Annotated in this window: 20 protein-coding genes; 10 read left to right on the plus strand and 10 right to left on the minus strand. The window is 68.5% G+C overall.

The window, feature by feature from the left end:
- Positions 1–323 precede the first annotated feature (323 nt).
- From ACFWIW_RS00060 to purD, 7 genes are all read right to left on the minus strand, one after another.
- A complete protein-coding gene (locus tag ACFWIW_RS00060; RefSeq protein WP_378366378.1) occupies positions 324–1,445 on the minus strand; it encodes a transglycosylase SLT domain-containing protein in 1,122 nt (373 codons plus the stop codon).
- Between the two features lie 44 nt (positions 1,446–1,489).
- Entirely contained in the window at positions 1,490–1,801 is a 312-nt protein-coding gene (locus ACFWIW_RS00065; RefSeq protein ID WP_026467133.1) for a hypothetical protein, read from the minus strand.
- A gap of 146 nt (positions 1,802–1,947) precedes the next feature.
- Positions 1,948–2,718 carry an ESX secretion-associated protein EspG gene (locus ACFWIW_RS00070; protein ID WP_125685950.1) on the minus strand — a complete coding sequence of 257 codons (771 nt, stop codon included), beginning with the start codon at positions 2,716–2,718 and terminating at the stop codon, positions 1,948–1,950.
- Positions 2,719–2,722: 4 nt separating this feature from the next.
- The gene (locus ACFWIW_RS00075; protein ID WP_378366379.1) at positions 2,723–4,381 is read right to left on the minus strand and encodes a hypothetical protein; all 1,659 of its coding nucleotides are present in this window, start codon (positions 4,379–4,381) and stop codon (positions 2,723–2,725) included.
- 10 nt (positions 4,382–4,391) lie between these two features.
- Entirely contained in the window at positions 4,392–5,033 is a 642-nt protein-coding gene (locus ACFWIW_RS00080; protein ID WP_378366380.1) for a DUF3558 domain-containing protein, read from the minus strand.
- Entirely contained in the window at positions 4,984–5,370 is a 387-nt protein-coding gene (locus ACFWIW_RS00085) for a PE domain-containing protein (RefSeq protein ID WP_240596647.1), read from the minus strand. The genes ACFWIW_RS00080 and ACFWIW_RS00085 overlap by 50 nt, the downstream gene beginning before the upstream one ends.
- Before the next feature lie 136 nt (positions 5,371–5,506).
- Positions 5,507–6,769, minus strand: coding sequence for a phosphoribosylamine--glycine ligase (gene purD / locus ACFWIW_RS00090; protein WP_378366381.1), 1,263 nt, complete (start codon positions 6,767–6,769; stop codon positions 5,507–5,509).
- A gap of 176 nt (positions 6,770–6,945) precedes the next feature.
- Here purD and ACFWIW_RS00095 point away from each other — a divergent pair, with 176 nt between their 5' ends.
- Together ACFWIW_RS00095 and ACFWIW_RS00100 are read left to right on the plus strand one after the other, a co-directional pair.
- Complete coding sequence (locus ACFWIW_RS00095) at positions 6,946–8,064, plus strand: glycerophosphodiester phosphodiesterase (protein WP_378366382.1); 1,119 nt, start codon at positions 6,946–6,948, stop codon at positions 8,062–8,064.
- Between the two features lie 475 nt (positions 8,065–8,539).
- Positions 8,540–10,078, plus strand: a complete 1,539-nt coding sequence (locus ACFWIW_RS00100) for an amino acid permease (protein WP_240596642.1) — start codon at positions 8,540–8,542, stop codon at positions 10,076–10,078.
- Here ACFWIW_RS00100 and ACFWIW_RS00105 read toward each other — a convergent pair.
- Positions 10,062–11,285, minus strand: a complete 1,224-nt coding sequence (locus ACFWIW_RS00105; RefSeq protein WP_378366383.1) for an MFS transporter — start codon at positions 11,283–11,285, stop codon at positions 10,062–10,064. The two genes, ACFWIW_RS00100 and ACFWIW_RS00105, sit on opposite strands and share 17 nt — an antisense overlap.
- 140 nt (positions 11,286–11,425) lie before the next feature.
- Positions 11,426–12,361 carry an LLM class F420-dependent oxidoreductase gene (locus ACFWIW_RS00110; RefSeq protein WP_378366384.1) on the minus strand — a complete coding sequence of 312 codons (936 nt, stop codon included), beginning with the start codon at positions 12,359–12,361 and terminating at the stop codon, positions 11,426–11,428.
- Between the two features lie 122 nt (positions 12,362–12,483).
- Here ACFWIW_RS00110 and ACFWIW_RS00115 point away from each other — a divergent pair, with 122 nt between their 5' ends.
- Positions 12,484–12,978: an OsmC family protein gene (locus ACFWIW_RS00115; protein WP_240596636.1), complete on the plus strand. Its 495-nt coding sequence runs from the start codon at positions 12,484–12,486 to the stop codon at positions 12,976–12,978.
- 47 nt (positions 12,979–13,025) lie between these two features.
- On the opposite strand, the gene ACFWIW_RS00120 is transcribed toward ACFWIW_RS00115, so the two are convergent.
- Positions 13,026–14,312, minus strand: coding sequence for an adenylosuccinate synthase (locus tag ACFWIW_RS00120; RefSeq protein WP_016338079.1), 1,287 nt, complete (start codon positions 14,310–14,312; stop codon positions 13,026–13,028).
- A 54-nt stretch (positions 14,313–14,366) separates the two neighbouring features.
- On the opposite strand from ACFWIW_RS00120, the gene ACFWIW_RS00125 reads away from it, so the two are divergent.
- The 7 genes from ACFWIW_RS00125 (at position 14,367) to ACFWIW_RS00155 (ending at position 22,221) form a co-directional block, all read left to right on the plus strand.
- Positions 14,367–15,047, plus strand: coding sequence for a hypothetical protein (locus ACFWIW_RS00125; protein ID WP_378366385.1), 681 nt, complete (start codon positions 14,367–14,369; stop codon positions 15,045–15,047).
- Positions 15,048–15,400: 353 nt separating this feature from the next.
- Positions 15,401–16,039 carry a DUF1524 domain-containing protein gene (locus ACFWIW_RS00130; protein ID WP_340686219.1) on the plus strand — a complete coding sequence of 213 codons (639 nt, stop codon included), beginning with the start codon at positions 15,401–15,403 and terminating at the stop codon, positions 16,037–16,039.
- A gap of 211 nt (positions 16,040–16,250) precedes the next feature.
- Positions 16,251–17,858 carry an ABC transporter substrate-binding protein gene (locus tag ACFWIW_RS00135; RefSeq protein WP_378366386.1) on the plus strand — a complete coding sequence of 536 codons (1,608 nt, stop codon included), beginning with the start codon at positions 16,251–16,253 and terminating at the stop codon, positions 17,856–17,858.
- On the plus strand, positions 17,855–18,805 hold the full coding sequence (locus tag ACFWIW_RS00140; protein ID WP_378366387.1) for an ABC transporter permease: 951 nt from the start codon (positions 17,855–17,857) through the stop codon (positions 18,803–18,805). Before ACFWIW_RS00135 ends, ACFWIW_RS00140 begins: the two co-directional genes overlap by 4 nt.
- Positions 18,798–19,613 (plus strand): ABC transporter permease, encoded by an 816-nt coding sequence (locus ACFWIW_RS00145; protein ID WP_378366388.1) that lies wholly within the window; start codon positions 18,798–18,800, stop codon positions 19,611–19,613. The genes ACFWIW_RS00140 and ACFWIW_RS00145 overlap by 8 nt, the downstream gene beginning before the upstream one ends.
- Entirely contained in the window at positions 19,610–21,187 is a 1,578-nt protein-coding gene (locus ACFWIW_RS00150) for a dipeptide ABC transporter ATP-binding protein (RefSeq protein WP_378366389.1), read from the plus strand. The genes ACFWIW_RS00145 and ACFWIW_RS00150 overlap by 4 nt, the downstream gene beginning before the upstream one ends.
- Entirely contained in the window at positions 21,184–22,221 is a 1,038-nt protein-coding gene (locus ACFWIW_RS00155; protein ID WP_378366390.1) for an LLM class flavin-dependent oxidoreductase, read from the plus strand. The genes ACFWIW_RS00150 and ACFWIW_RS00155 overlap by 4 nt, the downstream gene beginning before the upstream one ends.
- Positions 22,222–22,230 lie beyond the last annotated feature (9 nt).

Consider the following 22,230-nt stretch of genomic DNA (forward strand, 5'->3'; position numbering starts at 1 on the left):
TGGGGGGGTTCCCCCACACCCCCTTTCGGCCCGGCGTGTGCCCCCCTCGGGGCGGCCCCCCCCCCGACGACGAGGGACTCGCGTGATTGGACGGACGACACCCGTGACGGAATGGACGACACGCGTGATTGGACGGACGGCACGTGTGATTGGCCGGACGACGCGCGGCGCGATACGGCCGCGAGCGTGTCGGCCGGCGGATCACACGTGGCGTCCGGCGGATCACGCGTGGCGGCCATTGGGTCACGCGGATCGGCCGGGGCCAGGCCAGGGCTCGTGAGTGGTAAGGACGGTTCTAACCGTCCTTACCACTCACGAGGCCGCTAGTAGCCCTGGTATCCGCCGCCACCGGCCATGGACTTCAGACCCGGGTGACCGTCGAAGCCGCCGTACCGCGAGAACGTGTACCGCACGCCGGCGATGATGTTGTCGACCGGGTTGTAGATGTCGTCGTGCCCGGGAAGCTTGTGCGCGTTGAAGGTCGGGTCGATGCACTGCATCAACCCCTTGGACGGCGTGCCCTTCGCCGCGTTGGAGTCCCAGTTGTTGATGGCGTTGGGGTTGCCGCCGGACTCCTTCTCGATGATCGTCCAGATCTTCTGGATATCCGCTTCGGTCACCGGGATCCCGTTGGCCTGCAGGATCTTGATGGCCTCCTGGATCCATTGCTGGACGTTGCCCGGCGGCGTCGTCGACGGCGGGCCGCCGCTCGGGCCGAGGCCACCGCCCCCACCGCCACCGCCGCCTCCTCCTCCACCGCCGCCACCGCCGGCGTGGAGTCCGCCGGTGCGCTTGGGGACGGAGCCGTCCTTGCCGGGCATCGGGACGGTGGAGTAGCCGCCCTGGATGTCCTTCTTCATCAGCTCTTGGGACTTCTGGATCATCTGGTTGGCCTGGTCGAGCAGGCCCTTGACCCGGCCGTCGGCATCCTTGGCGATGCCGTTGATGTCGGTCTTGGCCCTCTGGATGATCTCGTCGGCCGAAGGGCTCGGCGCCGGCTTGTGGTCCTTCTCGGCCTGCGCGGCGGCGGTGATCGCGGCGTTCTTGTCCTTCTCCGCCTGCGCGTTCCTGGTGTTGACCGCCGCTTCGGCGTCTTCGTAGACGCCCTTCACCTGTGCCTTGATGTTGCCGAGATCGGTGTGGACGCGATCGAGGTCGTCGACGACCTTGCCCAGCTGCTCTTCGACGTTCTTCCCGGCCGTGGTGATCGACTTGACGTACTCGAAGAAGGCCTCCGCGGCCGGTCCGGCCCAGACGCCGCCGTTCAACGCTTCGGTCGACGTTTTCAACGCCGCGCTGTGGTCACCCGCGTTGTCGGCGGCCGTCTTGAACTGCTTCGAGGCGTTCTGAATGGCGGCGAGGTTGACCTTGCTGATCTGCTCCGCCTTCTGGACCAGCCCGTCCCAGCCGTCCGGCGTGCCGGCGCCGACACCGTTCAAAGCCACTGCTCAAGCCCCCTTGGTCTTCGGCCCCCAGGCCTGGCGGATCGTCACAGGTCCCCGTGCACCTTCAGGTTGTCCACGTGGACCGCTTCGGTCTCCTTGATCAACCCTGCCGCTTTTCGCAGCACGAAGGCCGTGGCCTCCATCAGCTGACCGGCCGAATCGAATTCGTTGTGGACGCCTTGTTTGAACTTGCCGACCGCACCGTGCGCGTCGCCGTGTTCGTCGACTCCGCCGAAGGGGCTTTCCTTCTCGTCATCCATCCCGGTGACGCCTTTTTTGGTCTTTTCGAACTCGTCCTTGAGCTTCTCCACCTGACCGGCGGCGATCCCCATGGAATCCGGGTCGTACACAGGCACGGTTCGTCATCCCCTTCACGGAAAAACTTGTGTCCGTCCGATCAGACGTGCCGACGATCAGGACGGTTCCCGCGCATACTGTAAGACCTCGACAGCGGGCCGTGTGCGTATCCACGCCAAGTTCCACCCGCCGATAATCGGGCGAATCAGAAATCGGCGACTTCCCGGATCCGCGTCGCCAGCAGTTGATTGTCCGCCGGGGTGATGGTCGCCCAATCCCGCCCGTCGCGGTTGCGTGCCACCTGGAACAGATAGCGGCCCGCGTCCGTGTCGTAGAAGGCGACCACGCTGTCCGCGCGCCGGGGACGGCCGTCGCGGCCCGCGCGTTCGGCGCCGAACTGGCCGCGCGCCTCCTGGCCGAGCAGCATGCCCGCCACCTCCTGCGCCTGCCAGAGCGGCACATCCAGGTCTTCCAGAGCAGTGACCAGCGCCTTTGCCTCGCCGCGGGCCGCGGCGTCGGCCTGGACGAGGACGTCGTGGGGGATGCTGATCGACTGGCCGACGCCCGGGCCGAGGTCACCCGCGACCGAGACGGCGGCCTCGGCCAGCGAGCTCTCGCGGGCGGGGATCAGCCAGACCTGGCCGGAGTCGATCACGCCGAGCAACGCCTGGTTGCCGACGCTGACCGCCTGGCCCTTGATCTCGCGGTCGGTCCACACCCAGACGTCGATCGCGAGCCGGGGATGCGCGAACAGGTTCAGCATGTCGACCAGTTCGCCCGACGCCTGGTGTCCCCGCGCGAGCCCTCGCGCGCGCAGGGATTCCCAGGCCTCTTCGATCAGCGCCGCCCGCTCCGTGTGGGTCGTTCCGGGGCTCGGCACGTCGAGTGCGACATGGCGGCGGGGCAGCCTTTCGGCTTCCCAGAGCATTTCGAACTCGAGTGCGGACAGCACCAGGCTGCCGTTGTCGTTCGGCACAGGTTCAGCGCGCTTCCCGGTTGCCGTGGTCACCGATGACGTCGGGCGACACCAGACGCTCGTCGGTGAACAGGTCCTTGTCGTCGACGCCGTAGCGCCTGATGTGCTCGGCGTCCTCCTCGACGTCCTGGGTCGCCGCGCGCTCCATGAACTTCGACTCGGGCTTCGGCTGCTTCGCGCCGATCTTCTCCGAACGCCGCATGGCCTCCTCTTCGGGAAGCTCGCCGATCGGCAGCTGACGGGTCGGCTTCACGCCGCCTTCCTGACGGGGACGGCGGTCGCGTTCCTTGTCGCCGCTCAGCGCGCCACCGGCGACACCGGCGCCGAGCGCGGCGGCACCGGCGCCGAGGTCGCCCGCGGCCGGGCCGGTGATCTTCGGGACGGCGGGGAAACCGCGGCCGGATTCGTTGCCGGGGGCCATCGGCGCCTGCGGTCCGGAGCCGACCGAGCGGCCCTTGCCGAGTGCCTGGTCGCCACCGCCGGTGCCACCGCCGACGTTGCCGAAGACGCCGGGGCCGGAGCTGGAGCCGGGCCCCTTGCCGAGAGCGCTGTCGATTCCGGGACCGGTGCCGAACGATTTGCCGACCGGCTGCGCCGACGTGGTGCTGTTCGGCGGCGCGCTACCGGTGGACGGACCGGGCGGGACGTTCGGGTTGGCCGGCGCGCCCGGCGGGACGAACGGCGGCGAGGTCGGCGAGCCGGGAACCGGATACGACGGCCTGCCCTGTTCGGGCTGCGGGGACGGCCTGTTCGGCGTGACCCAGCCGGAGCCCGGCGCGGGGGCGGGCCTCGACGTGCCGGACGGCGTGGTCGGAGCGGCCGCCGCGGGAGCGGTCGCACCCGGGGAGGGCGCCGCCGAAGCGGTCTTTCGAGCCGTTCCGCCGCCCATGGCGACGCCGTAGGCCGGGGTCGGGGCGTCGTAGGACGGCGCCTTCGGGTTGCTGACCGGCTGCGCGACCGGCGGCACGTACTTCGACTCGACGGCGGCCGACGCGGGCCGCACGCTGCCGTCCGGGGTCAGCTCCGTGGCCGTGCCCGCGAGGTCGAGCGGGCCGGACCCGCCGCCCGCACCGGCGGTCGTCGTGGTCTGGGTCAGGTTCATCGCCTGCGGATCGGCCAGGGTGTCGGTCGAGAGCAGGTTCTCGCCGCTCGTCTTGGCGTAGTCGTTCAACGCCTCCTGCGCCTGCGCCCGCGCGTTGTTCGCGGCGCTGACGGTTTTGGCGTGGTCGGTCTCGAATCCGATGAGGCTCAGCAGGACGTCGCCGACGGTCAGCCCGCCGGCGCCCTTCCGGACCACTTCCGGATCCGGGAGCTTGTGCAGGGTCCGGTTGAAGGCCTCGCCCTGGGCGAAGATCATCTCCGCGGAATGCGAGACCTTCGAGTTCGCGTCCTGGGAGAAGCCCGCCTGCTCGGTGAACACCTGACCGGCTGCGCCACCCGCTTCGCTCTGCCATTCCACGCCGAGTTTGCCCAGCTCGTCGCGCAGCGTCTTGTCGGTGTCGGCGAGCGCGCCCGCGACGGATTTCAGCGCGTCGACGGCGATGCCGATGCTGCCGGTGCCGTCGCCGCTGCGGAATTGCTCGATCTCGGTCGCGATCCCGGTGTCGGTGTAGCCGTCGAACCGAAGATCGCGGAGCCTGCCCGCGAGGTCGGAAACGTTCACGCCGCCCTCCCTAGTTGCGTGCTTTCAAGGTCTGCAAAGCCAAATCGGCCGCCAGTGCGGATTTCTCGCACAGCTGCGGCATGGTGAACGCGCCGGCGGTGACGGTGACGGCCCGCACCGCCAGCGTCTGTCCTTTCGCGACGCCGACGAGCGTTTCGCAATCACCCGGCGTACCGGCGTCGCGGTGGTTCCTGATGGCGGGGAAACCGCCGACCTGCGTCGGTTCCGTCGTCATGCTGTTCTTGCGGCGCTTGCCGGTGAACCATTCTTCGACGTCCGCGGTGATCGTGCGGACGTAATAGCTGTGGAACGGCTGCTCGGCGTCCGCGTCGAAGACACAGGTCGGGCCGTCGATCGGCTCCGCGGCCGCGCGCGGTTTGCTGTTGACCTTGAGCCGGTCGAGCTGCGGATCGGCGAGCAGGACACACGGATCGACACCCTGGAGGTTCAACTCGGCGGGCCTGGCGGGCAGCGCGGACGCCTTGGCGCCCTGCGTGGCCGAGGCCAGCGCGGGTTCGTCGGGGAACGCCTGCCCGTTCGTGTCCGTGGCGCATCCGGCCAGCGCGAGGGTGAGCACTCCGCCGGACACCAGCACACGGGGCCTACGCCCGGTGAACACCACGGTCCCCGAGCGCGGCGGCCTTGTCCGCATCACTGGTCTTGTACTCCTTGGCCGCCGTGCGGAGCTGGCTGACCAGCCCTCGCAGACCGGCCACGTACGCCCGGACCTGCGCGGCGTACGACTGGTCGCCGTCGGCGACGAGCTCGTTCCAGACGTCGGTCGCGTGCACGCTCACGGTGTCGTTGGCCGGAGCGTCGATCCGCAGCTGGTCGAGCCGCGTCATGAGCTTGTCCTGCAGCGCGTCGACCTGCTCTTCGACGATCTTCGCCACTTCGAGCAGCTTCGACGGATCGACTCTGATGTCGGCCACCGACGGTGGCGTCGGGACCGCCGACGTGAGGTCCTGGACCTTGCCCGATGCTGCCATTCCCCACCCCTTGGACACTGCGCACGGTGACCGTTCGTCCTGCCTGAGGCTACCAACGCGGATGTATCGGCTGCCTAAGCTTTGCAGGAAATACCGGGTTAGACGCGCCAAGGACCGGGATGGTTCCGTCCGGAATTCACGAAACGGGGGTGGCGATCTCTCCCTTGGCGGCCAGCAGGGCGATGTCGGTGCGGTGGTGGGAGCCGGCCAGGTGGACCTTCTCGACCGTCGCGTAGGCGTCCTTGCGGGCGGCCTTCAGGTTCTTGCCGGTGCCGACGACCGACAGCACGCGGCCGCCGGAGGAGACCACGGCACCGTCGTCACGGCGGCGGGTGCCCGCGTGGAGCACACCTTCGAGCTCACCGCCGGTGATGACGTCGCCGGTCCTCGGCTTGCCGGGGTAGCCGTCCGCGGCGAGCACGACGGTGACCGCCGCGCCGGAATCCCATTCCAGCGGCGGCAGCTCGGCGAGTTTGCCGGTCGCCGTCGCGTGCAGGACCTTGCCGAGCGGGCTGCGCAGCAGCGCCAGGACGACCTGCGTCTCCGGGTCGCCGAACCGGCAGTTGAACTCGATGACCTGCGGACCTTCGGAGGTCAACGCGAGACCGGCGTAGAGCAGGCCGGAGAAGGTGGCGCCGCGGTTGTCGAGTTCGTCGACCACGGGCTGGACGATACGGGCGACGACGTCCTCGACCAGGTCCTTCGGCGCCCACGGCAACGGCGCGTACGCCCCCATACCGCCGGTGTTCGGACCAGCGTCGCCGTCGCCGACGCGTTTGAAGTCCTGCGCGGGCAGCAGCGGGACGACCGTGCGGCCGTCGACGAAGCAGAAGAGAGAGGCTTCCGGACCGTCGAGGAACGACTCCAGTAGCACCGGGTGGCCGCCGTCGAGCAGCATCAAGGCGTGCTTGCGCGCGACATCGACGTCCGTGGTGACCACGACGCCCTTGCCGGCGGCGAGGCCGTCGTCCTTGACCACCCAGGTGGGGCCGAAACGGCCGAGCGCGGCATCGAGGCGGGCCGGGTTGTCGACGACCTCGCAGTGCGCCGTCGGCACCTTCGCGGCCGCCATGACGTCCTTCGCGAAGGCTTTCGAGCCCTCGATCCTGGCCGCGGACGCGGACGGGCCGAAGCAGGCGATGCCCGCCTTCCGGACCGCGTCGGCGACCCCCGCCACCAGCGGGACCTCGGGACCGACCACCACCAGGTCCGCCTGCCACTGCTTGGCGAGGGCGGACACCGATTCGGGGTCGGCCGCGTCGACGCCGAGCTGCTCGGCCACCGAAGAGGTGCCGGCGTTGCCCGGGGCACAGGCCAGTGCGGTGACGGAAGGGTCTTCCGCGACCGCGAGGACGAGTGCATGCTCACGGGCGCCGGACCCGATTACCAGTACGCGCACGACGCACAGGGTAACCGGGCCGGTGAGCCCCGAACACGTCGCCGTCCTCGAGCGGTTGGTTCCATCCGGCGTTCACCCGGCGGTCAGGCCTCCGCCGGTCCGTCTTCGCCGGCCGGACTCCTCCTGCGTCAAGGGTTGCGCGGTACCCCGAGTTCAACCGAAAGAGGTCATCCACCATGCGAAAGCGCCTGGGCGTGCTCGCCCTGTCCGGACTCGCCGTACTCAGCGTCACCGGGTTGGCCGGCGCCGCCGAGCCGGGTGCCCGAGATGTGTCGGCGTCGGCCAAGGGCCACGATGGGCCGGTGATCGTCGGACATCGCGGCGCCCCCGGCTACCGCCCGGAGCACACGCTCGCCTCGTATGAGCTCGCCTACCGTCAGGGTGTCGACTGGGTCGACGTCGACCTGGTGCCCACCAAGGACGGCCAGCTCGTCGCCCGGCACGAGAACGAGATCGGCGGGACCACCGACGTCGCGAAGCACCCCGAGTTCGCGAACCGGAAGACGACGAAGGTCATCGACGGCACCTCGTACACCGGCTGGTTCACCGAGGACTTCACGCTCGCCGAGCTGAAGACCCTGCGCGCGACCGAGCGGATCCCGCAGCTGCGGCCGAACAACAAGATCTACGACGGCCGCTACCAGATCGCCACCTACCAGGAGGTGCTCGACCTGACGCGCCGCCTTGGCCGCGAACTGCGCCGCGAGCTGGGGACGTACCCGGAGATCAAGCACTCGACCTACTTCTCGTCGATCAAGAACCCGACCGAGCCGAAGCTGGTCGAGCTGATCAAGCGCAACGGGCTCAACCACCCGAAGGCGCCAGTGATCATCCAGTCGTTCGAGGTGTCGAACCTGATCGAGCTCTCGCGTCAGGTGCGGGTGCCGCTGCTGCAGCTGACCTCGGCGAGCGGCGCTCCGGCCGACTTCGTCGCGAAGGGTGACCCGCGGACGTATGCCGACCTCGTGACGCCGGCGGGCCTGAAGGAGATCTCGAAGTACGCGGACTACCTGGGCCCGGAGAAGGCGCAGGTCATCCCGGTGGTGAACGGCGCGCTGGGGAAGCCGACCAAGCTCGTCGCCGACGCGCACCAGGCCGGACTGAAGGTCGGGCCGTACACGTTCCGCAACGAGAACAACTTCCTCCCGCAGAACCTGCGTTCGTCGGCGAACCTCGCCGAATACGGCAACGCGTTCGCCGAGCAGGAGGCATTCCTCAAGGCGGGTGTCGACGGTTACTTCGCCGACCACCCGGACACCGCGCTGGAGGCCGTGAAGGCGTTCGAGGGGCGCTGACGCTTCTCAAATGCGAGGTCAGGGGGCGCCGGACCGGGAGGTTCGCCGTGGTCGTGAGTGGCAATGGTTGTTCTAACCCTCTTTGCCACTCACGACCTCCCACCGAACTGCGCATAGGGCACGAATCGGGCGTTCAATCGACGCAAAGCGTCCCTTGTGGATATTTCGCGCGGAGTCAGGCCGACAGCCGGCCCGGAACTACGCCGCCCCACCTCTTCGCGATGAGAGCGAAGACGGCCCTGCACGACAGGGGTCCACGACCCACAAGCCTGGAGGTTCGCGTGACTGGGTGGACGGCACGTGTGATCAGACGGACGTCACGCGTGACTGGACGGACGACACGTGTGACTGGACGGGCCGTTCCTTGCGTCCGGAGGGGGCGAGGTCTTGACGGGACCTTGACATGCGCAGGTCGGCGGGCCTAATTTCGGCGGATCTCAATGGTCTGTCCGCATACCTTTTAAGTGGGTGCCCGATGGATGTCTCTGACAAGCAGGCCGCAGAACCCGCCGACGAAGACAGTGCCCGGCTCCACCAACTCGGCTACGCGCAGGAACTCCGGCGCACGATGTCGACCTTCTCCAACTTCGCCGTCTCCTTCACGATCATCTCGATCCTCTCCGGCTGCCTGACCCTCTACGGGTTCGGCATGAAGACCGGCGGACCCGCCGCGATGATCTGGGGCTGGCCGCTGGTCGGCCTGTTCGTCATCCTGGTCGGGCTGGGCATGGCCGAGGTCTGCTCCAGCTACCCGACCGCGGGCGGCCTCTATTACTGGGCCGCGAAGCTCGCCCCGCGCAACGGAGCGGCGTGGTCGTGGTTCACCGGCTGGTTCAACCTCATCGGGCAGATCGCCGTCACCGCGGGGATCGACTTCGGCGCGGCACTGTTCCTCAACGCCTTCCTCGATCTCCAGTTCGGCTTCGAGGCGACGCCGGGCAACACGATCCTGCTGCTGGCGATCATCCTGGTGATCCACGGCCTGTTGAACACCTTCGGCGTCAAGATCGTGGCGCTGCTGAACAGCATCAGCGTGTGGTGGCATCTGGTGGGGGTGCTGGTCATCGTCGGGGTGCTGATCATCGTTCCGGAGAAGCACCAGGACGCGTCCTTCGTCTTCGGCGAGTTCGTGAACAAGACCGGCTGGGCTTCACCGGTCTACGTCTTCTTACTGGGGCTCCTCGTCGCGCAATACACGCTGACCGGCTACGACGCCTCCGCGCATATGACCGAAGAGACCAAGAACGCGGCGAAGGCCGGACCGCGCGGCATCATCAACTCGATCCTCGTCTCCCTGGTCGCCGGCTGGGTCCTGCTGATCGGCCTCACCTTCGCCATCCAGGACTACGACGGCGCCGTGGGCTCCGAGACCGGTGTGCCGCCCGCGCAGATCTTCATCGACGCGACCGGCGCGACGACCGGCAAGTTCCTCCTGCTCATCTGTATCGGTGCTCAGCTGTTCTGCGGGATGGCGTCGGTGACCGCGAACTCGCGGATGATCTACGCCTTCGCCCGCGACGGCGCGATCCCGGGATCGAAATTCTGGCACCGCATCAACAAACGCACCCAGACACCGACCAACGCGGTGTGGCTGGCCGCGGGCGGCGCGCTCCTGCTCGCCCTGCCGTACCTGTGGAGCGCGACCGCCTACGCGGCGGTGACCTCGATCGCCGTCGTCGGCCTTTACGTGGCCTACGTGATCCCGGTGTTCCTGCGGGTGCGCAAGGGCGACGATTTCGAACCAGGACCGTGGAATCTCGGCCGCTGGGGCAAGCTCGTCGGGACCATCGCGACCGTCTGGGTCTGCTTCATCTTCGTGCTGTTCATGCTTCCGCAGGGCTCACCGGTCACCATCGACAGTTTCAACTACACGCCCATCGCCTTCCTCGTCGTACTCGGTGGTGCGGCGGTGTGGTGGTTCGCCTCGGCACGCAAGTGGTTCACGGGCCCGAAGGTGCAGGGTTCCGAGGAAGAGCTCGCCGCCGTGGAAAAGGAACTCAAGGAACTGGGGTAGCGGCGGCGTTCTCCCGGGAGCGGCCTGCGCGGACTCCGGTCACCGCGGCCGCTCCCAACGCCCCGACGCCGGCGAAGGCGTAGAAACCCCACGGGTACGCGATCCCGGCGGTCAGCAGCGCACCGCCGAGGATCGGGCCGCTGATCGCGCCGACCCGGCCGACTCCAGCCGCCCAGCCGATTCCCGTGGCGCGCATGGCATCCGGGTACGTCTTGCCGATGTAGGCGTACACGAGCACCTGCGCGCTGAACACGAAACCGCCGGTGAGGAACACGGCCACGTACAGACCGACCGCGGGCAGCTTCACGCTCAGCAGGGCGAGGAACACGGCCGCTCCGAGGAACCAGAAGATCACCGCCGGCCGGACACCGACCTTGTCCGCCGCCCGGCCCGCGACGAGCAGGCCGACGACACCGCCGAGGTTCAGCGTGAGCAGCAGCCCGAGCGCCGCGCCCAGCGGATACCCGGCCTGGCGCATGATCTCCGGCAGCCAGGTGTTGAGCCCGTAGACCAGCAGCAGCCCCATGAACGACGTCACCCAGAACGCGATGGTGGCACGCAGGAGCCCGCCGCGGAACAGCCCGCCGACCACTTGCGTCGCCGACTTCTCCTGCGTCTCCCGCGCCCGCTCGAAGGACTCGGATTCCGGCAGGTACTTGATCATCAGCGGCACCAGCACGAGCGCGGGCAGCGCACCGGCGACGAACATCGCACGCCAGCCGAGCGGCTGGATCAGCCAGATGCCGAGCAGGGCCGTGAGCACCGCGCCGACGTGATAGCCGGTCATCACCGTGGTGGTCGCGCTGCCGCCCTTCCCCTTGCGGGCGTACTCGGTGACCAGCGCGATCGCCGTCGGCAGACAGCCGCCGAGGCCGAGCCCGGCGAGGAAGCGCAGCAGACCGAAGACGAACGCCGACGGCGAGATCGCGCAGAGCGCGGTGAACGCCGAGAAGGCGGTGACCGCGATGATCAGCGCCTTCCGGCGGCCGATGAGGTCGGTGATCGTGCCGATCGCCATCGCGCCGATCATCATGCCGATCAGGCCGAACGTCGAGATCACCGACGCCGTGCCGGGCGTCAGGCCCCAGACGTGGTCACGGAGCAGTGCGGGCAGCACCGTGCCCAGGACGACCAGGTCGAATCCGTCGAGCAGTACCGCCGTCCAGGCGAGTGGGACCACCCACGAACAGGCCGCGGCAGGGGACATGGGGACCTCCAGCTGTGTTCGCTATGCGCACGAGTATGCACAATACGAACGCTGTGAGCAAGGCCACTGGGCCGCTGAATGACATGAAAGGGGCGTTCAGGACGATGAATGTCCTGAACGCCCCTTTCATGACGCTTGGGTCAGCGCTTCACGAGGTCTCCGAGGACGCGCCAAGTGCGGAGCCGCTCTTCCGTGTTCCGGATGCCGCTCTGTGTCGCGACGACCTCGGTCGCCCCGGCGTCGAAGTACCGCCGGATCTCGGCCGCGACGGTCTCCTCGTCCCCCGCGATCACCAGCTCACCCGCGGAATCCACGCCCTGGGCGTCGAAGACCGCGCGATAGGAGGGGATGTCGCGGAAGAACGCGTACTGCCGGTCGACCGTGGCACGGACGGCGTCGGGATCCTCGGTGACGACGACCGGGACCATGGCGATGATCCGCGGCGCCGGACGGCCGCCGGCGGCCTTGGTGATCTCCGGGACGATCAGCTCGGAAAGCGCCTTCGGCCCGGCGAGGAACGGGATCGTGCCGTCGGCGAGCTCGCCGGTGACGCGCAGCGCCTGACGCCCCATCGCCGCGACGATCACCGGGATGTCCGAAGACCCCGCGACAGACAGCGAAGCCGCGAAGCCCTTGGCCTGGGCCCGGACCGTCTCGCCGTGGAAATCGACTTCGCCACCGTCGAGCACCTGCCGAAGGATCGTGAGGTACTCGCGAAGGTGCTTGATCGGCGACGGGTACTCGATGCCGTACGCGGGTTCGAGCCAGTTCTTCGCGCCGGTCCCGAGACCGAGGACGAACCTGCCCCCGGTGGCGGCCTGCGCCGTCTGCGCGAGACCGGTGATCAAGAAGGGATGCCGCGGATAGATCGGGACCACGCCGGTCCCGACGGTGATCCCCGGGACGGCGCGGCCCGCGAGGGCGGCGACGGTGATCGCGTCGTGCTCCATCTGCTGGGAGAACCAGACGGAGGTCAGGCCCGCGTCGGCGGCCTGCCGGGTCTGCGTGATGAGTTCGTCGACGATGTTGACTGCGTCCGCGGTGTCCCCGGACGGGAGTGCCACTCCGATGGTCATGTCCAACGCAAACCGCGCCGCCGTAAAGATATTTCGCCGTTCACCAGTTGGGATCATGCGCGCGGAATCCGGTGTTGGCCCACTCTGGGCGGCGTCCGACACCTCGATTCTGGAGAGACCCGATGTCGCTGACCGATGTCATCGAAGGAACCAAGACCGCCGTCGACGCCGACCCGCGCAACGCCGCCGTCTCGTTCAGCGTCGCCAACGCGCTGAACCCCGGGACCGCGACCCGGGTGGACGTGCGGGTGCGCGACCACTCGTTCGCCGTCGACGAGCCCGCCGCGCTCGGCGGCACCGACACCGCGGCGAACCCGGTCGAATACGCGCTCGCCGCGCTGGGCTCGTGCCAGGTGATCACGTACCAGTTCTGGGCGGCGAAGCTCGGTGTGCCGCTCGAAGGCGTGCAGGTGACCGTGGACGGCGACATCGACCTTCACGGGTTCTTCGGGTTCTCGGAGACCCGGCCGGGCTTCGGCGATGTGCGCGTTTCGGTGGAGCTGAGCGGGCCCGCCGGGGCAGAGGTCTACGAGGACCTGAAGCGGCAGGTGGACGAGCACTGCCCGGTGCTGGATCTGTTCCGGAACCCGACTCCGGTGAAGACCTCGCTCACCTGAGTCGTGAGTGGCTAGGACGGTTAGAACCGTCCTAGCCACTCACGAGGTCAGACGAACTCGTGCCGCACGATGGTCTGCTCCCGGCCGGGGCCGACACCGATCGCCGAGATCCGCGCGCCCGAGAGCTCTTCGAGCCGCTCGACGTAGGCCCGCGCGTTCGCCGGCAGCTCCTCGAAGGTCCGGCAGCCCGAGATGTCCTCGAACCAGCCCGGCAGCTCTTCGTAGATCGGCAGCGCGTGGTGCACGTCGGTCTGCGTCATCGGCATGTCGTAGGTGCGGAACCCGTCGACCTCGTAGCCGACGCACACCGGCACCTTCTCCAGCCCGGACAGCACGTCCAGCTTGGTGAGGAAGTAGTCGGTGATGCCGTTGACCCGCACCGCGTAGCGCGCGATGACCGCGTCGAACCAGCCGGTGCGCCGCGAACGGCCGGTGGTGACGCCGAACTCGCCGCCCTGCTTGCGCAGGTACTCGCCGGACTCGTCGTCCAGCTCGGTCGGGAACGGGCCGGAGCCGACACGCGTGGTGTAGGCCTTGAGGATGCCCAGCACGGTGTCGATCTTGCCGGGGCCGATACCCGAACCCGCGCTCGCGCCGCCGGAGGTCGGGTTCGACGACGTGACGAACGGGTACGTGCCGTGGTCGACGTCGAGCAGGGTGCCCTGCGAGCCTTCGAGCAGCACGGTCTCGCCGCGTTCGAGGGCCTGGTTGAGCTGCAGTCGCGTGTCGGCGATGCGGTGCGCGAACTTCTCGCCGGCGGCCAGCACCTCGTCGGCGACCTGGTTCGCGTCCAGCGCCTTGCGGTTGTAGACCTTGACCAGCACCTGGTTCTTGAACTCCAGTGCCGATTCGACCTTCTGCCGGAAGATCTTCTCGTCGAGCAGATCCTGCACGCGGACGCCGACGCGGGCGATCTTGTCCTGGTAGCAGGGGCCGATACCGCGGCCGGTGGTGCCGATCTTGCGGCTGCCGAGGTAACGCTCGGTGACCTTATCGATCGCCACGTGGTACGGCATGATCAAATGCGCGTCGGCGGAGATCAGCAGTTTGCTGGTGTCGACGTCGCGTTCTTCCAGCCCGGCGAGTTCGTCGAGCAGCACGCCAGGGTCGATGACGACACCGTTGCCGATGACGTTGGTGACGCCCGGCGTGAGGATCCCGGACGGGATGAGGTGGAGGGCGAAGTTCTGCCCGTCGGGAAGGACTACGGTGTGGCCCGCGTTGTTACCGCCTTGGTAACGCACGATCCACTGGACGCGGTCGCCGAGCAGGTCGGTGGCCTTGCCCTTGCCCTCGTCCCCCCATTGGGCCCCGATCAGCACGATGGCCGGCATGTGACACTCCAGGTGTTCGGCGACTTGTGGTTTGGCGCTGGTAAATGCCGGTGCATGAGCGTAACGGAGGGCCTTCGGGTGCGCGGAATAGTGGTGGTCTGTCCGGAGGGCGAGCCCACACTCCCGGAGATCGACGACGTCGAAATGGTGCACGTCCCGAGCCGTCCCGGCAAGGCGGATATCGACCCCTTGCTGGGGGAACACGATCATCTGGTGGTCGCGGGCACCGACGCGGACCTCGCGGCGGTGGCGCTGCGGCTGTTACGAAAAGAACAGCTCTCGGGCGTGTCGCTCGGCTTCGTGCCGTCCTCGCCGGACTCCGACGTCGCCCGCATCTGGAGCCTGCCGACGCAGCCGCTGCGCGCCCTCTCGCTCGCGTTGCGCGGCGAGGTCGACCCGGTGCCGCTGATCCGCGACGACACCGGCGGGGTGCTGGTCGGGCGCGGGGCGATCGGGATGATCCGCGGGGTGGCCTACTGCGACGAGCACACCGTCCTGCGCGGGCCCGCGCGTTCGATCGAGGTCGAGCCGGACACGAGCGGCCCCGGGCTGATGGTCCGGGTGACCAAGGGGACGCTGTTCAAGCGGCCTTCGACGCACTACGCGCGAGCGTTCCAGCTCGGTTGCATCCCGACCAGGCCGAGCAGCGACGGCGTCGCGCATCCGCGCGCCATGAGCCGGTGGACCTGGTACCGCCACACCGAGGACCTCCGGCTGGTCCGAGGGCTGGACTAGAGGGTGTCGCCGAACTGAAGTCCGCTGGTCAGGCGAGGGCACGCGCACGCGTCTCTTTGCGGCCGGAGGCCTCGGATTTGCGGAGACGGGCCGCTGAGACGGCCGAGCGAGTGGCTCGCCTCGCCACGGCCCGGCTGCGGAAATCGCGCTCCGACGGACACCGACTAGCCCGTTCGGCTCAGAACCTTCAGCTGGACTTTCCGAAGATTTTTCGGCCGCGTACACCCCGTCCTACCTGCACGTGACACCCTCCGTTCACGAATAGCCAGCAGAGTGTCATCCGATGGTGTTGCGTGGGTCATATCCGTGTCGCATGGTGACCAGGTCCCCAAACCTGACACGGAGGCAGCAATATGCCAACTGCGCTTGCTGTTCGTCGCTCCTTCACCGTCCTCGCCGTCTCGGCGATCGTCTCCGCGGGCGTGGTGGGTGTCGCCGAAGCGACGCCCCCGGGCATCCCGTCGGCGGACACCGCCAAGACCCAGCTCGCCGCGCTGACCGTCAAACCGGACGGTTCTTCGACCGGGTACAGCCGCGACAAGTTCCCGCACTGGTCCGACCAGGGCAACAGCTGCAACACCCGCGAGGTCGTGCTGAAGCGGGACGGCACGAACGTTCAGCAGGACAGCAGTTGCGCCGCCGTCTCCGGCAGCTGGTTCAGCCCGTACGACGGCGCCACCTGGCGCGCGGCGTCCGATGTGGACATCGACCACGTCGTCCCGCTGGCCGCCGCGTGGCGCACGGGGGCGTCTTCGTGGACCACCGCGCAGCGGCAGGCGTTCGCGAACGACCTCAGCGCGCCGCAGCTGATCGCCGTCACCGACAACGTCAATCAGGAGAAGGGCGACAAGTCGCCGGACGCCTGGAAGCCGCCGACCGTCGGCTACTGGTGCACCTACGCGAAGATGTGGACCACGGTGAAGTACAAGTACAAGCTGAGCATCAAGTCGGCGGAGAAGACCGCGCTGACGGACATGCTCAACCGCTGCTGAAGCCTGGCCGGTCCGTGAGGGCCTCCTTCACTACCTTGAGGGTAGGGAAGGAGGCCCTCACGGACTTTCGGGACTGTCAAGCGAAAAGGTGGGACGTTTCGCGGGCTGGGAGCCGGGCTCAGCATGTGGGCGGGCCTCAAGGGCGTGATTAGCGTGAATCGGGCGGGCGCAAGAAAAAGCGCCCCCCGTTCCCCACGCTGGAGGCCACCCGGTGTCCCGTACCGCCGCCACTTCCTTACTCGCGCTCACAACACTTGTCGTCACGGCCTGCTCCGCCGCGGGCGGCACGACGGGCGCGGACGCCGGGCCGCCCAAACCCGGTGGCACGCTGCGACTCGGGATCTCGTCGAGCCCGGACTGCGTCGACCCGCAACAGGTCGGCACCAACGCTTCGCTCAACGTCGGCCGCCAGCTGGTCGATTCGCTGACCGATCAGGATCCGGCCACCGGCGAGATCAAGCCGTGGCTGGCCGAAAAATGGGAGAGCAACGCGGATTCGACCGCGTTCACCTTCCACCTGCGCGGCGGCGCGACCTTCTCCGACGGCAGCCCCGTCGACGCCGCGGCGGTCAAGACGAGCTTCGACGCGATCAAGGCGCTCGGCCCGAAATCGCAGCTCGGCTCGGGCTATCTGGCCGTGTACAAGGGGACGACGGTCGTCGACCCGAAGACGGTCAAGATCGAGTTCTCCGTTCCCAGCGCACAGTTCCTGCAGGCCAGCTCGACGATGTCACTCGGAATCCTCGCGCCGGCCGCGTACAAGAAGACCGCGGACCAGCGTTGCCAGGGCGACGGCCTGATCGGCTCCGGACCGTTCGTTTTCGAAAGCCTGAAGCAGAACCAGGAGATCGTCCTCGCCAAACGCAAGGGCTACGACTGGGGCTCGTCGCTGTTCAAGCACCGGGGTGAGGCGTACCTCGACAAGATCGCCTACAAGATCGTGCCGGAACCCGGTGTGCGTACCGGAAGTCTCGCTTCCGGCCAGCTCGACGCCATCACCGACGTCCAGCCGGTCGACGAACCGCAGTTCACCGGCAACGGTTTCACCGAGCCCACCCGGCCGAATCCCGGCATCGTGTTCAACCTGCACGCCAACGTCACCAAGGGCGTGCTCACCGACGAGAAGGTCCGCCAGGCGGTGGTCAAGGGCATCAACCGGCCCGAGGTCACGAACACCGTGCTGACCCCGAACTACAAGCCCGCGACCAGCATCCTCGGCTCGGCGACACCGTTCTACACCGACCTTTCCCCGCTGCTCGCCTACGATCCGGCCGGCGCGACCGCGCTGCTGGAAAGCGCGGGCTGGCTGCCCGGGCCCGACGGGATCCGCACCAAGAACGGCCAGCGGCTGACCGCGAAGGTCGTCTTCTCCCTGGTGTTCAACCAGAACAAGAGCGTGCTCGAACTCGTACAGCAGCAGTTGCGCAAGATCGGGTTCGACCTCCAGATCGAGCAGCGCACGACGGCCGAGAGCGTGCAGATCACGCAGAGCGGGAACTACGAGTACCTCTGGTACAACACCACCCGCGCCGATCCGGACATCCTGCGCAACCTGTTCTCCACCAAGGCGAACAACCGCAGCAAGCTTTCCGCGGGCAATCCGGTCGACGCGCCGCTCGATGCCCAGTCGTCCACTGTGGACCCGGCGAAACGGAAGCCCGCCGCCGAGGAGGCGCAGCGCGCGATCATCGAGCACGGCTACTCGGCGCCGGTGTTCGAGCTGACCCAGGTGCTGGCACACGGGCCGAACGCGCACGGTGTCGGCTTCGAGGCGTCGTCGCGGCTTCAGCTGTTCGACGCCTGGGTGTCCGGCTCGTGACGCGGTATCTGCTCCGGCGGATCCTGCAGGCGGTCTTCGTGCTGTGGGCCGCGTTCACCGTGTCGTTCGTGATCCTCTACCTCCTGCCGGGCGACGCGGTCAGCGCGAAGCTCGGCGGGGGCGAGGCCGGTCTTTCGGTGACGCCGGAACAACTGGCCGCGGCGAAAGCGGAGTACGGGCTCGACGATCCGTTGCCGCTGCAGTACGGAAAGCGGCTGGTCGCGGCGTTGCAGGGCGACTTCGGCCGCTCGATCGCCACGGGGGACGACGCCACGAACATGGTCGTCTCGGCGCTGCCGCCGACGCTCGCGGTGACCGGGTTCGCGCTGGTGCTCGCGATCCTGTTCGGCGGCGGGATCGCCTTCGCCGGCACCCTCACGCGGCATCGCTGGCTGGGTAACCTCCTGCTCGCGTTGCCACCGCTGGGGATCTCGCTTCCGCCGTTCTGGGTCGGGCTGCTGCTCGTCCAGTTCTTCTCCTTCCAGCTCAGGTTGTTGCCCGCGCTGGGTTCGAACGGCTTCGAGTCGCTGATCCTGCCCGCGATCACGCTCGCCATCCCGACCGGCGCGATCATCGGGCAGGTGCTGGCGAAGAGCCTGCGCACTCAGCTCGCCGAGCCGTACGCCGAGATCGCGCTGGCGAAGGGGGCGAGCCGGTTGAGAGTCCATTTCGGACACTTGCTGCGCAACGCGGCGGTGCCGACGCTCACCATCGCCGGGGTGGTGGCGGGAAACCTGATCGCGGGTTCGGTGATCACCGAGACGGTGTTCTCCAGAGACGGCCTCGGCCGCGTGACGTCGTCGGCGGTCACCGCGCAGGACATCCCGGTGGTGCAGGCGGTGATCGTGCTCGCCGCGCTGGTGTTCGTCGTCATCAACCTGCTGGTCGACCTCGTCTACCCGCTGCTCGACCCACGGATCCGACACCGGGAGACCGCCGATGCCTGACGTTCTCGTACGCACCCGGCGGAAGCCTGGCCTGGTCCTCGCGATCGCCGTCCTGGCCTTCGCGCTGCTGGCGGCGGTCGCCCCCGGCCTCTTCACCGGACAGGACCCACTCGCCGGGGTCCCCGCGGAGAAAATGCGGGGGCCGTCGCTCGGCCACCTCTTCGGCACCGACGAAACCGGACGCGACATCTTCGCCCGGGTGGTCCACGGCGCCGCGCTCTCGTTGCAGGCGACCGTGATCGCCGTCGTCGTCGCGCTCGTCGCCGGTTCCGCGCTCGGCCTGCTCGCCGGGTTCCGTGGCGGTGCGCTCGACTCGGCGATCATGCGCTGCGTCGACGTCCTGCTGGCGATCCCGTCGATTCTGCTGTCGCTGGCGCTGGTCACCGCGCTCGGCTTCGGCACGACCAACGTCGCGATCGCGGTCGGGGTCGCGAATCTCGCGCAGTTCGCCCGGCTGATGCGGGCCGAGGTGCTGCGTGTCCGCAATGGCGTGTTCGTCGAGGCGGCCCGCGCGGGAGGCGTGCGCTGGACCGGAGTGCTCGGACGGCATGTGCTGCCCAACGCGCTCGGCCCGGTGCTCGCGCTCGCGACGCTCACCTTCGGCACGGCGGTGCTGGAGGTGTCCGCGCTGAGCTTCCTCGGTTACGGCGCCACCCCGCCGACGCCGGAATGGGGCTCGCTGGTGGCGGGCGGCCGCGGCTTCCTCGCCACCGCCTGGTGGATGACGACCTTCCCCGGGCTCACCGTCGCGGCCGTGGCGCTGTCCGCGAACCGGCTGTCCAGAGCGATCGAAGGAGACGTGCGGTGAGCGAACTGCTGACCATCCGAGACCTCGCGGTTTCCTACAAATCCATACCGGCCGTGGACGGCGTCTCGCTCTCCGTCCACAAGGGACAGATCGTCGCGGTGGTCGGCGAGTCCGGCTCCGGCAAGAGCACGACGGCGCACGCGGCCATCGGGCTGCTGCCGCGCGGCGGGCGGATCGACCGCGGCGAGATCACCTTCGACGGCCGCGACCTCACGAAACTCTCCGACCGCGCTTGGCGTTCGGTGCGCGGCCGCGAGATCGCCCTGGTCCCGCAGGATCCGACGGTGTCGCTCAATCCCGTGCACCGGATCGGGGATCAGGTCGCGGAGGTACTGCTGATCCACGGTCTCGCGGACAAGCGCACAGCCGGGGCGGAGGCGGTGAAGCTGCTGCGCAAGGCCGGGATCGCCGACCCGGAAGCGCGGGCGCGGCAGTATCCGCACGAGCTGTCCGGCGGGCTCCGGCAGCGCGCGCTGATCGCCGCCGCGCTCGCCGGACGGCCGAAACTGATCATCGCCGACGAACCGACCAGCGCGCTCGACGTCACCGTGCAGCGGCAGATCCTCGACCACCTCGAAGAACTCGCCGCCGAAGCGGGCACCGCCGTACTGCTGATCACTCACGACCTCGGCGTCGCCTCGGATCGCGCGTCACGGATCGTGGTGCTGTCGCAGGGAAGCGTCGTCGAGGAAGGCACGACCGGCGAAATCCTGGCCGCACCCTCGCAGACGTACACGCGAGACCTGCTCGCCGCCGCGCCGAGCCTGTCCGACACCCCGCTGCGGGAGCCGAAACCGCCGTCGTCCGACGTCCTGGTGTCGGTCCGTGGCCTCGGCAAGACGTTCGGAACCGTCCGGGCGGTCGACGACGTTTCGTTCGACATCGCGCGCGGCCGCACGCTCGCGCTGGTCGGCGAATCCGGTTCGGGCAAGTCGACCACCGCGCGGATGATCCTGCGGCTGGAGACGCCGACCGACGGTGTCGTCGAGTTCGACGGCGAGGACATCACGTCGTTGCGCGGTGAGGAACTACGACGGCTGCGGCGCCGCTTCCAGCTGGTGTACCAGAACCCGTACGCGTCGCTGAATCCGAAGTTCAGCATCGAGGACGTCATCGCCGAGCCGCTGCGGGCGTTCGGCGTCGGCACGAAGGCGGAACGCCGGGCACGGGCGGCGGAGCTGGTCGATCAGGTCGCCCTGCCGTCTTCGGTGCTGAAGCGAAAACCCGCCGAACTGTCCGGCGGGCAACGCCAACGCGCGGCCATCGCACGGGCGCTCGCGCTGCGCCCGGAGCTGATCGTCGCCGACGAACCGGTGTCCGCACTGGACGTCTCGGTGCAGGCGCAGATCCTGCGGCTGCTCGCCGACCTGCAGGACGAACTCGGCCTGACGTATCTGTTCATCTCGCACGATCTCGCCGTGGTCCGGCAGATCGCGGACACCGTCGGCGTGCTGCGCGGCGGCGAACTCGTCGAACTCGGCCCGGCGACGGACGTCCTCGAACGGCCGAGCGCGGACTACACCCGGGAACTGCTCGCCGCCATCCCGGGCCGGAAACCCTTGGAGACACGATGAAATTCGGGCTCTTCTCCCTGGTCGCCAATCATCCCGACCCAGCGTCCGGTGCGACGCCGACCCAGCACGAACGGCTGCGCCGGGTCGTCGACGAGGCGATTTTCGCCGAGGAACTGGGCTTCGACGCGTACGGCGTCGGCGAGCGGCACGGCGAACCGTTCCTTTCCTCGGCGCCGCCGGTGATCCTCGCGGCGGTCGCGGAACGCACGAAACGTGTCCGGCTGCTGACCACCTTGACGGTGATCAGCGTGCTCGACCCGGTCCGCGTCGCCGAGGACTACGCGACGCTCGACCAGCTTTCCGGCGGGCGGCTGGAACTCATGATCGGGAAGGGCAACGATCCGCGGCACTTCCCGCTGTTCGGCCTCGAAGAGGACCGGCAGTGGGAGTACCAGGCTGAGAAGTTCGCCCTGCTGCGCCGTCTCTTCCTGGAGGAGGGCGTGACGTGGGAGGGCGAGTTCCGCACGCCGTTGACCGACGTCACGACGCAGCCGCGGCCGTTCCACGCGCGGCCGCGGATCTGGCACGGAAGCGCGTCGAGTACCGAATCGACCGAGCTGGCGGCGAAGTTCGGCGATCCGCTGTTCACCGCGAACGGCTTCCACCCCAAGAAGAAGTACGCCGATCTGATCGACCACTACCGGCGTCGGTGGGCCGAGTACGGCCACGACCCGGCGGACGCGCTCGTCGGTTCCGGCGCGGGCGGGCTGTACGTCGCCAAGACCTCGCAGGAGGCGCTGGACGGGTACCGGCCGTACTTCGAGGCACTGATGAAGACACCCGCGTATCAGCACAACAAGTCGGAGTTCACCACGCTGGAGGACAAGATCGCGAACGGTTCCGCCCTCGTCGGGAGCCCGGAACAGGTGATCGACAAGATCGGCGACTACCACGCGTCGTTCGGGCACGAGGTGCAGGCGGTGTCGGTCGACGGGCTGACCTCCGGGGAGGCGCGGGACGTCCTGGAACTCTTCGCCGCCGACGTCGTCCCGATCGTGCGGAAGGAACTGCCCTCGCGGGTGTGGGAAAGCTAGTACTTTCGG

Origin of the sequence: Amycolatopsis sp. NPDC058340, assembly GCF_042723975.1 — a bacterium.
Taxonomy (GTDB): domain Bacteria; phylum Actinomycetota; class Actinomycetes; order Mycobacteriales; family Pseudonocardiaceae; genus Amycolatopsis.

Excerpts from the sequence above, each read along its gene's own strand:
- ACFWIW_RS00115 (WP_240596636.1), top strand. The coding sequence starts at position 12,484 with ATGTCGCTGACCGATGTCATCGAAGGAACCAAGACCGCCGTCGACGCC.
- ACFWIW_RS00130 (WP_340686219.1), top strand. The coding sequence starts at position 15,401 with ATGCCAACTGCGCTTGCTGTTCGTCGCTCCTTCACCGTCCTCGCCGTC.
- ACFWIW_RS00110 (WP_378366384.1), bottom strand. The coding sequence starts at position 12,361 with ATGACCATCGGAGTGGCACTCCCGTCCGGGGACACCGCGGACGCAGTC.
- ACFWIW_RS00080 (WP_378366380.1), bottom strand. The coding sequence starts at position 5,033 with ATGCGGACAAGGCCGCCGCGCTCGGGGACCGTGGTGTTCACCGGGCGT.
- ACFWIW_RS00100 (WP_240596642.1), top strand. The coding sequence starts at position 8,540 with ATGGATGTCTCTGACAAGCAGGCCGCAGAACCCGCCGACGAAGACAGT.
- ACFWIW_RS00120 (WP_016338079.1), bottom strand. The coding sequence starts at position 14,312 with ATGCCGGCCATCGTGCTGATCGGGGCCCAATGGGGGGACGAGGGCAAG.
- ACFWIW_RS00145 (WP_378366388.1), top strand. The coding sequence starts at position 18,798 with ATGCCTGACGTTCTCGTACGCACCCGGCGGAAGCCTGGCCTGGTCCTC.
- ACFWIW_RS00095 (WP_378366382.1), top strand. The coding sequence starts at position 6,946 with ATGCGAAAGCGCCTGGGCGTGCTCGCCCTGTCCGGACTCGCCGTACTC.
- ACFWIW_RS00105 (WP_378366383.1), bottom strand. The coding sequence starts at position 11,285 with ATGTCCCCTGCCGCGGCCTGTTCGTGGGTGGTCCCACTCGCCTGGACG.
- ACFWIW_RS00125 (WP_378366385.1), top strand. The coding sequence starts at position 14,367 with ATGAGCGTAACGGAGGGCCTTCGGGTGCGCGGAATAGTGGTGGTCTGT.
- ACFWIW_RS00085 (WP_240596647.1), bottom strand. The coding sequence starts at position 5,370 with ATGGCAGCATCGGGCAAGGTCCAGGACCTCACGTCGGCGGTCCCGACG.
- ACFWIW_RS00155 (WP_378366390.1), top strand. The coding sequence starts at position 21,184 with ATGAAATTCGGGCTCTTCTCCCTGGTCGCCAATCATCCCGACCCAGCG.